This is a genomic window from Actinoplanes sp. NPDC051633, assembly GCF_040681735.1.
GTDB lineage: Bacteria > Actinomycetota > Actinomycetes > Mycobacteriales > Micromonosporaceae > Actinoplanes.
Genome location: NZ_JBFAZH010001329.1, coordinates 1 through 1,959, shown reverse-complemented (window position 1 = coordinate 1,959; position 1,959 = coordinate 1). Strand labels below are relative to the sequence as shown.

The 1,959-nt window shown below is 69.2% G+C and carries 1 protein-coding gene; it reads right to left on the bottom strand.

Features of this window, described 5'->3' with window-relative positions; all coding sequences use genetic code 11:
• Window positions 1-57: 57 nt before the first annotated feature.
• Window positions 58-1,959, bottom strand: a 1,902-nt coding sequence (locus AB0M20_RS40635; RefSeq protein WP_364306537.1) for an Hsp70 family protein, incomplete at its 5' end; no start/stop codon positions are given.

The window sequence follows — 1,959 nt, the reverse complement described above, 5'->3', positions numbered from 1 at the left end:
GTGCGTCCGGGTCGAGGCCGAGCAGTACGAAGAAGCTGGGTCGGTCCTCGGTCACGGTCAGCGCATCCTGAGAGCCGAGGACGCGCTTCCGTCACCCTCGGTCAGCTCGCGGGCGATCGTGCCGAACACGTCGCTCAGCCCCTCCATGCTGGTGAACATGGCCTGCTCGCTCGAGGAGGCGATCCGCCGCAGGAAACCCTGGTCGGCGCCGCCGAAGCCGACCGCCACGATCTCGATCTTCTCCTGGTGGCAGCGGACCGCCCGTTTGACCGCGTGCTCCTGCCGTTCCCACACGCCGTCGGCTAGGACCACGCCGAACCGGCGACCGGGCTGCTGCTGCAGCAGACTATGCAACTCATCGAATGGGTGGGTGGCATTGCCGTACCCGGTGCTGCCGACCGAAAGCCGGGAGATCGCCGCCTCGATCTCTACCGCGTTGTGGGTGGCCTGCTGCGTGACGCGCAGCTTGTCGGAGAACTCGATGAGGCCGATCGAGGTGCTGGTGAGATCAAGCTGACTGACGAAGCTGCGAGCCGCGGTCTTCGCCTCGGCGATCGGTCTGCCGGCCATGCTGCCGGAGACGTCGAAGGCGAGGTAGATCGTCATCGGCACGCGCGTCGTCCGGCGGCGCGGCGGAGGCAGCAGGAAACGGCCGGGGATGTCCTCGGGCAACGACATCACGGTGACCCGCAGCGGCGCGCCCGACGACCGGTCGACCGCGGTCACGCCGACGATCGCATTCTCGTCATACGCGTAGGACACGTCCACCACCGTGTCCCGCGACCCGCCGCTCGGGAAGCCGGTCACCAGATAGCGGCCGAGATAGGCGCACGGCTCGGGATCGTCCGTCTCGCCCTGGGTGAGGAAGACTTCCATCTCGTCCGTGCCGTCGCCCTTCACCCTGAACTGGTAGGGCTTGGTCTCGGTGCACGGGATGGTGCCATTGCGGGCCAGCAGGACGCTGTTGATGTAACGCTCGCCGCTCTCGTGCTCGGCGATCATGCCGAGACTGTGCGCCACCACGTCGACGATCGTGCGCGGAGCGGTCAGCCGCAGCAACGGTATCTCGTCGCCGGGCCGTGCGGTGCCGAGCCGCAGCCGGGTGGCGCCCTGCTCCTCGATCAGGATGGCGGCCTGGGCGGCCGCGCCGAGAGCGACTGCCTGATCGGGGTGCACACCACCCATCGGCGGCCGGCCGCCGCGCTTCTCGATCAGGTCGCGCACCATCGGCATCCGCGTCGACCCGCCGACCGGCAACACCCCGTCGATCTGCTCCCAGGTCAGACCCGTCTCCTCGAGCACCCGGTCGGCCAGCCGGCCGGTCATCTCCAGTAGATCCCGGGTGGCCGCCTCGAACTCGGCCCGGGTGATCTGACAGCGCAGCTCGCGGCCGTCGAAATGCAGCCGCACCTCGGTCGTCTGCCGGGCCGACAGGGTCCGCTTCAGCCTCTCGATCTCGACCAGAAGCGCCGTCGGGTTGTCGGCCAGCGCGTCCGCCTCGGCCGGAAAGTTACGCAGCAGCACCTCGCCGAGGCGGTCGTCCCAGTCGCGCCCGCCCAGCTCGTGGTTGCCCTTGCTGCCGATCACCCGGATCGCGCCGGGCGAGATCTCCACCAGCGAGATGTCGAAGGTGCCGCCGCCCAGGTCGTACACCATGACCCGGCGCAGATCCTGTGGGCTGGGCCGCAGACCGTATGCGAGGGCAGCCGCGGTCGGCTCGCTGATGATCCGCGGCACGGTCAGCCCGGCGAGCTCACCGGCCTTGATGGTGGCGTCGCGCTCAGGGTGGGTGAAGTACTCCGGGACGGTGATCACCGCGCTGGTCACCGGCCGGCCCAGTGCCGTCTCGGCCTGCGCCTTGAGGTGCTTGAGCACCTCGGCCGACAACTGGATCGGCGTCCAGTCGCGACCGCCCAGCGGCAGCTGGAACGTGGTGCTGCCCATCGAACGCTTGAACAG